General features: G+C 32.4%; 3 protein-coding genes. 2 read left to right on the top strand and 1 reads right to left on the bottom strand.

The features are described from left to right. Positions 1 to 6: 6 nt before the first annotated feature. Positions 7 to 2,001, bottom strand: a complete 1,995-nt coding sequence (locus JJE11_RS00555; RefSeq protein ID WP_291632296.1) for a TetM/TetW/TetO/TetS family tetracycline resistance ribosomal protection protein — start codon at positions 1,999 to 2,001, stop codon at positions 7 to 9. A gap of 183 nt (positions 2,002 to 2,184) precedes the next feature. On the opposite strand from JJE11_RS00555, the gene JJE11_RS00550 reads away from it, so the two are divergent. Both JJE11_RS00550 and JJE11_RS00545 read left to right on the top strand, forming a co-directional pair. Further along, a complete protein-coding gene (locus JJE11_RS00550) occupies positions 2,185 to 4,563 on the top strand; it encodes a U32 family peptidase (RefSeq protein ID WP_291632295.1) in 2,379 nt (792 codons plus the stop codon). 18 nt (positions 4,564 to 4,581) lie between these two features. Next, the gene (locus JJE11_RS00545; RefSeq protein ID WP_291632294.1) at positions 4,582 to 6,948 is read left to right on the top strand and encodes an endonuclease MutS2; all 2,367 of its coding nucleotides are present in this window, start codon (positions 4,582 to 4,584) and stop codon (positions 6,946 to 6,948) included. Positions 6,949 to 6,993 lie beyond the last annotated feature (45 nt).

Here is a 6,993-nt window from a genome sequence, read left to right as displayed (position 1 = left end):
TTTTTTTTATAATGCATTCCGTACATAAAGTATAAATTTAGCTCTGTCTATTGGATTAACACCTATTCTTTCCCTTGTGGATCCGAGTTCTAAGGGGCATGGTTCATAACCTGAAAATCCTGTTGTCATTATGCCTTTCCCAGAAGAAATTTTGCCCAGTTCTCCTGGGTATTCAAGAGAGGTGGATACAGGCATTTTTCCTTCTATTGTAAAAGTACCGTTGTGAATAAGTGGTGAGTCAAAACTGCCACGCATTTTTATAATGTCATTTAAAACCCTTCCTCCTACATTCTCAGGTACAGTAATCCTATACTTAATTATGGGTTCAAGTAGTGTAGTGCCTGTTTCATATAGCCCTCTCATGATGCCCATGGCAGTAGATGCAGCAAAGTCACCTGAACGTGAATGCATAACATGGTCTTCTCCTCTTATAAAGGTTATCTTTAAATCTGTTACTGGCCAGCCGTAAATACCTTGACTTAAGATTCTATCTAAATTATCTTCTATCTCTCGTTGATACTTCATCTTAACTTTTTCAGTTCTTACTTTAGATTCATATATAAGTCCAGTCCCTTTCGGTAGCGGCTCAATTAAAAATTCAACTATAGCCCAGCATGGTTTGGGCATAGTATAACGAGATTCACCATATCCACTTGATATAGGTGTTTCTTTATAGATAACCGATGGTGGACCAAAAGATACTTGTAGGCCAAATCTTTCCATTAAAATAGCTTCGATATATTCAATTTGAATTTTGCCCATAATCCGTATATGAATTTCTTTCTTTTCTTTTATCCATTGCATGTTAAGAAGTGGATCTTCCTCTTGCAAGATCGTTAAAGCTTCAACTAAAGCTATATAGTCTTCTTGAACTTTCGAATAAATTCTCAAAGTAAGAAGTGGCGTTGTAATTGTTTGTATTCTAGGAATATGAGTTTTGCTACCAAGGACATCATATGTGCTACAATTTAAACCACTCACTAGTACTAAATCACTACTACTTGCTGACGCTACATCAACTATTTTTTGATTAATCATTTTTTTTATCATAGTAATTTTTTCACTTTTGTTTGTAGTAACATTTAAAATATCTTCTCTCGTGGATATTGATCCGCTAAAAATTTTTATATGGGCTATTTTACCTAAGGTTTTGTTATAAGAGATTTTATAGACCAATGCGGAGAGGTTAGAATTATCCAAATCCTCTGGGCCAGGAAGATAATCTATTATTCCATCAAGAAGCTCCTTAATTCCTTCACCTTTTAGTGCAGTACCATATAACACAGGGTAAATTGTGCCTTTACTCGCTTGCACGATTATCTCAGCTTTTACCATTCCTAGGGTTAAATTACCTTCAAAGAATTGATTTAAAATTTCTTCATTATAATTACCTAACATATCTATTATATCTTCAAGCAGCTGCTTATAAACATCCTCTTTTAGTTCCAAAATATTTTTTGAATAATTCTCCTGTTCAAATATGTTGCTTACAATAAACTCATTATTTTTTTCATAGACGAGTTGTAAGGGAACAAGATTGTTTGTAAGAAGCTTTTTCATATCCATAATAGTTTTACGGGGGGAGGCCCCAATACGATCAAGCTTATTTATAAAGAATATTGAAGGCGTATTTAATTCCTTTAAAGCGTTGAAATATATTTCAGTTTGAGGTTGTACTCCTTCAACTGAGGATAATACTACTATTGATCCATCTAGAACACCTATGCTTCTTTCTACTTCAGAGCTGAAATCAATATGCCCAGGGGTATCTATAACATGGATATTAGTGTCTTTGTAATTAAGATCAATTTCAGCAGCTTTTACTGAAATACCTCTTTGCTTTTCCATATCTAGTGAGTCTGTATGGGTTGTACCTTTATCTACGCTACCCAGAATTCTGCTAGAACCACTTTGATAAAGTAGTTGCTCTGTTAAGGTAGTCTTTCCAGCATCAACGTGGGCAACTATTCCTATATTCCTAATACTATTTTTTATAGTCATATTCATATCTCCATTAGTCTATTTTTAATTATATTCTACTATTTCTATTATATAGGAAACAGCTTGCGGAAAGCAATGCGTATGATATATGAGAATTATTGATGTGAAATATTAAAATCCCTTAATTTATGACAACATTTACTGTATAATAAGATTTAGAAGATTTTTTTAGGAGAGATGCAAATGAAAAAGATTGAATTACTAGCCCCTGCTGGAAGTATGGAAAGCGTATATGCAGCAGTGCAAATGGGCGCAGATGCAGTTTATTTAGGAGGAAGCAAATTTTCAGCAAGAGCATATGCTTTTAATTTTGATGATGAGAAACTTGCCATTGCAGTGGATTATTGCCATATTTATGGAGTAAGAGTATACGTTACTTTAAATACATTAGTAAAATATAATGAATTAAAAGAAATTATGGAGTATGTAGGGTTTTTATATAGAGTAGGAGTAGATGCATTAATTGTCCAAGATACTGGATTAATATACTTAATAAAAAATAATTTCCCGAGCTTTGAGCTTCACGCATCTACACAAATGACGATTCACAATGGTGAAGGTGCCATGTTTTTAAAAGGGCTTGGATTTAGTAGGATAGTTCTATCAAGAGAGCTTAGTTTAAAAGAAATTGATTACATATCTAATACACTAAAAGTTGAAACAGAAGTTTTTATTCATGGAGCACTATGCATATGTTATTCAGGACAGTGTCTTATGAGTAGTATTATTGGTGGTAGGAGTGGAAACAGAGGTAGATGCGCCCAACCATGTAGATTACCTTATACACTAATAGATAAAAACACTAACAGAGAGTATAAGGCATACATGTTAAGCCCTAAAGATATTTGTACAATAGATAACTTAAAAGATATAGTTAAAAGTGGTACATCATCACTAAAGATTGAAGGAAGAATGAAAAAACCAGAATATGTATCAGGCGTTGTGGAAATATATAGACGGGCAATAGACAATGTTTATAACAATACAATACAAAAGTTAGATAAGGATACTAAAGTTTTAACACAATTATTTAATAGAGAAGGGTTTTCAAAAGCGTATCTATATGGTAATACAGGAAAAGATATGATGGCATATAAGGTTCCTAAGAATTCGGGGCTTGCAATAGGAAAGGTTGCTGCTGATTTGTCGGTGATTCTTTTAGAAAATATAGCACTAAAAGATGGTGTAATGTTTAACGATGATGGGTTTGCTATATCAAAGATTATTGTTGATGGCAACGAAGTTCAAAAGGCAGTAATCGGCGATAGGGTGCTATTAAAACCAACTAAATTCAAAGCTTCTGACTTTTTATATAAGATTTCTGATGATGAATTAATGAATGAGCTTTCAAAGACCTATAGCGATGCATATAGGAGAAAAATAGAACTAAATCTTTCAATTGAATTTTGTGTGAATAAGCCTCTAACCATAAGTACGAGTTATATGGGAAAGAGCTTTAATGCTATTGGAGAACTGGTTCAAAAATCAATAAACAAACCAATAGATAGAGAGCGTATTATCCAAAATCTATCTAAAACAGGAGATACTCCTTTCAAAATAAATGAAGTTAACTTTGAAAGCTTTGGAGATGGTTTTGTGCCAATGTCTTCATTAAATTCAGTTAGGCGGGAATTAATAGAGGATGTTAAAAATCATATAATAGGAAAGTATAAAAGAGAAAGAAATAACACACAGATTAATTATAATAAAGGACTTAAAATGCAGGGAGAAAAGAATTATGTAGAAACTGTGGAAACGAGTGATAACATTATACCGGAAACACTTATATATGTTACGAGTGGAGAGCAATTAAGAGCGGTAATTGAAATGGGCTTTGATAATATTGCTGTAAATCCTTTTATGAGATCATGTGACATTAACTTTAATGATTATGATGTGAATATTTATTTGAAGATTCCGAGTATTATTAAGGGTGAATTTGAAAGTGTATGTGAGTTTATTGAAACTAATTTATGCAATGTAAAAGGTATTATTACTGCTAATTTAGGCATAATTAATAGATTTAATAAAAAAACTAATATAATTGGAGATTATAAATTAAATGTTTTTAATAGCTATGCAGGAGATTTCTACAAAAGTTTCATTGCAGGGACTTGTATTAGTGCGGAACTAAACCAAAAGGAAATTAAAGAAATAGCATCTAAAAGTTCTTTGCCACTGCAAATTATGGTTTACGGGAAATATGAGCTTATGGTCAGCGAATATTGTGCTATAGGAAGTGTTTTTGGTAACAAGAGTGATAAATGCAGCTGCACCGAGAAATGTACTAAAGGCGCGTACACACTTAAAGATAGAAAAGGCGAAGAATTTGGTATTAATACTGATAAGTACTGTAGAAGCTATATTTATAATAACGTACCAGTGAATTTGATTTCTAATATGACAGAAATTATAAAAAATAATATTTCATGTTTTAGATTAGATTTTATCCATGAGAATTTCGACGAAACTATTGAGGTTCTTCAGAATTATATTAAAAGAACTTGGACCACAGAATTTAAAAACTATACAAGAGGGCATTATAAAAGAGGCGTGGAATAAAGGAAAGACGGTGAAATCGTGAATACAAAATCATTAAGAGTTTTAGAATATTATAAAATTAAAGACAAAATTAAAGAATATACACATACTACAGCTGGCAAGGATATTATAGAAAAATTAGAACCTTACACAAACATTTATGAACTAAAAGAACATTTGCAGGAAACTAATGAGGCACTACTTCTTTTATCAAAAAAGGGAAGTGCACCTTTTGAAGGAATATATGATGTTCGTGGTGACATAAGCAGGGCATCTAAAGCAGCCTCTCTTATGCCAACTGGGCTCCTTAGAATAGCTCAAATGCTTAGGTGTGCTAGATTATTTCAGAAATACGTGGGAAACAAAGATGATGAGGAATCTTCAAGAGTTTTAGAAGATATATGTATTGGAATTGTTCCGATAAAGAAACTAGAAGATGAAATTTTTGTAGCTATAATAAGTGATGAAGAAATTTCTGATAGGGCTAGTAGTTTACTATTCAGTTTAAGGAAATCACTAAAAGAGAAGAATTCTTCCGTAAAAGAAAAGGTAAATTCACTAGTTAGATCTAATGCGAAATATCTTCAAGAAAGTCTTTATACAATAAGAGGGGATAGGTATGTAATTCCAGTTAAAATAGAACATAAAGGTAGCGTTCCTGGAATTGTGCATGATCAGAGTTCCTCTGGGGCTACGCTTTTCATTGAGCCAATGAGTTTAGTTCACTTAAACAATGAAATTAAAGAAATTATGTTAAAGGAAAAAGCTGAGGTTGAAAGAATTTTAGCTGAATTGTCCTATAAAATATACGAAAATATAAGTATTGTTTCAAATAATGCAAGTATAGTGTGGGAATTAGATTTTATTTTTGCAAAGGCAAGGTATGCAATAGAAATTAATGCAATTATTCCGAATGTTAATGAAGATGGAATAATAGATATAATTGAGGCGAGGCACCCTTTGATAGATCCTAAACTTGTAGTTCCTAGTAATATTTACTTAGGAAGAGGATTTACGTCGCTTGTAATAACAGGACCCAATACTGGTGGTAAAACAGTAACGTTAAAAACTGTAGGGTTAATACAACTTATGGCTATGAGCGGAATTTTAATTCCAGCAAGAGAAGGCTCCATGGTAAGTTTTTTTAATGATATTTTCGCAGATATAGGTGATGAGCAAAGCATAGAGCAAAGCTTATCAACTTTTTCTTCTCATATGACCAATATTGTAAATATCATTGAAAAAGCAGATAAAAAAACCTTGGCTCTATTTGATGAATTAGGCGCTGGAACAGATCCTACAGAGGGGGCAGCTCTTGCAGTTTCAATTCTAGAAAATTTAAGAGCAAGAGGTACAAAAGTAGTTGCAACTACACATTATAGTGAATTAAAAGGATATGCTTTAAAAACTACCGGGGTCGAAAACGCTTCCGTAGAATTTAATGTAGACACACTAAGCCCTACTTATAGGCTAATAATTGGAGTGCCAGGTAAATCTAATGCTTTTGAAATTTCTAAGAGATTAGGATTACCAGAGTATATTATTAAAAATGCTAGAGAAAATATTTCTAAAGAGACCTTAGAGTTTGAAGAATTAGTTCAAAGTTTGCAAGAAAAGAGCATAAAAGCAGAAAGAGATGCTAGGATGGCAGAGGCTTTGAAACTAGAAGCTAGTAAGTTAAAAGACAAATATCAGGAAAAATTATATAAGCTTGAAAACATTAGAGAAAATGCAATGTATGAAGCTCAGAGAGAAGCAAAAAAATTTATTAGAGGTGCTAAAGAAGAATCAGACGTTATTCTTAAAAATATGAGACAACTAGAAAAGTTAGGATACCCTTCTGAAGCGAGGCAAATGCTTGAAGAGGAAAGGCTAAAAATTAAGAATAAAATAGAAAGCTTAGATAAGCATGTACAAAAAAACAATGAAGAACTAGGAGAAAAGTTAAAAATAGTAAAAGAAGGTGACGAGGTATATTTGCCATCGCTTAATCAAAAGGTTATTATAATTTCTAAACCTAATAATAAAGGTGAAGTACAGGTTCAAGCTGGTATTATGAAGATATATGTTAAACTAGATGATCTACGAAAGTCCAAAGTTACTGAGGAAGAAAAGAAAAAGGCAAAGATAGTTAGAAGAGAAATGAAGCTAACTTTAAAAAGTGTACCTTCATCTATAGATTTAAGAGGTATGGATGGGTCGGAGGCTACGTATACTGTCGATAAATACTTAGATGAAGCTTTTCTAGGTGGGCTTAAAGAAATTACTATTATCCATGGCAAGGGAACAGGAGTTTTAAGAAAGACTATTACAGATATGCTAAAAAGGCATAGTCATGCTAGAACTTACAGACTAGGAAATTATGGTGAGGGTGGTAGTGGTGTTACTGTAGTAGAACTTAAATAGCTCTAATTTAATTAATAAATAAATAAGGGAAATTCAAATAAATAG

It is taken from the genome of Clostridium sp. (genome assembly GCF_016650095.1).
GTDB lineage: Bacteria > Bacillota > Clostridia > Clostridiales > Clostridiaceae > Clostridium_AD.
This window is presented reverse-complemented; position numbering and strand designations above follow the sequence as displayed.

Coding starts and splice junctions, on each gene's coding strand:
- JJE11_RS00555 (WP_291632296.1), bottom strand. CDS start 2,001: ATGACTATAAAAAATAGTATTAGGAATATAGGAATAGTTGCCCACGTT.
- JJE11_RS00550 (WP_291632295.1), top strand. CDS start 2,185: ATGAAAAAGATTGAATTACTAGCCCCTGCTGGAAGTATGGAAAGCGTA.